1 protein-coding gene and 3 tRNA genes are annotated in these 679 nt (G+C 54.5%); all 4 read right to left on the reverse strand.

Features of this window, described 5'->3' with window-relative positions; all coding sequences use genetic code 11:
* On the reverse strand, positions 1-116 hold a 116-nt coding region (locus tag NCT05_RS15645; RefSeq protein WP_029972183.1), incomplete at its 3' end, for a GTP-binding protein.
* A 62-nt stretch (positions 117-178) separates the two neighbouring features.
* A tRNA-Thr gene (locus NCT05_RS15650) sits at positions 179-253 on the reverse strand.
* 16 nt (positions 254-269) lie between these two features.
* A tRNA-Gly gene (locus NCT05_RS15655) sits at positions 270-343 on the reverse strand.
* A 30-nt stretch (positions 344-373) separates the two neighbouring features.
* Positions 374-459 (reverse strand) — tRNA-Tyr (locus tag NCT05_RS15660).
* Positions 460-679: the final 220 nt, after the last annotated feature.

Consider the following 679-nt stretch of genomic DNA (forward strand, 5'->3'; position numbering starts at 1 on the left):
TTCTGCGTGAGAACCGTCGTGATCGCTGCCGTCAGCGTGGTCTTGCCGTGGTCAACGTGACCGATCGTGCCCACGTTTACGTGCGGCTTGGTCCGCTCGAATTTACCTTTGGCCATTTTCGACTCCTAACAGGATTTTCGCACCTTGCGCCGCGCGCAACTTACTAGACTGATACAGCTGGTGCCCATGGGCAGGATCGAACTGCCGACCTCTCCCTTACCAAGGGAGTGCTCTACCACTGAGCCACATGGGCACTACAAAATCGACACTGGAGCGGGTGAAGGGAATCGAACCCTCGTCGTAAGCTTGGAAGGCTTCTGCTCTACCATTGAGCTACACCCGCGAGGGTTGGATTCCCTTACCGCTTGAATTCTGGTGGAGGAGGTTGGATTCGAACCAACGTAGGCGTAAGCCAACAGATTTACAGTCTGCCCCCTTTAGCCACTCGGGCACCCCTCCGCAGAGAACTATCGATTATGGGGTAACAACACGCCGTTGTCAAGCGTTTCTTACGACCCGAAACAATCGAGGCTCTCACTTATAGGTGAGACGAAAACGCAAAAAGCCCCAACTCGTTGGAGTTGGGGCTTTCGCTTGCTTTCAGCATGAGGAGCCTGACGATTACCTACTTTCACACGGGTATCCGCACTATCATCGGCGTGGAGTCGTTTCACGGTCC

The organism is Caballeronia sp. AZ7_KS35 (genome assembly GCF_023631045.1).
Taxonomy (GTDB): Bacteria; Pseudomonadota; Gammaproteobacteria; order Burkholderiales; family Burkholderiaceae; genus Caballeronia; species Caballeronia zhejiangensis.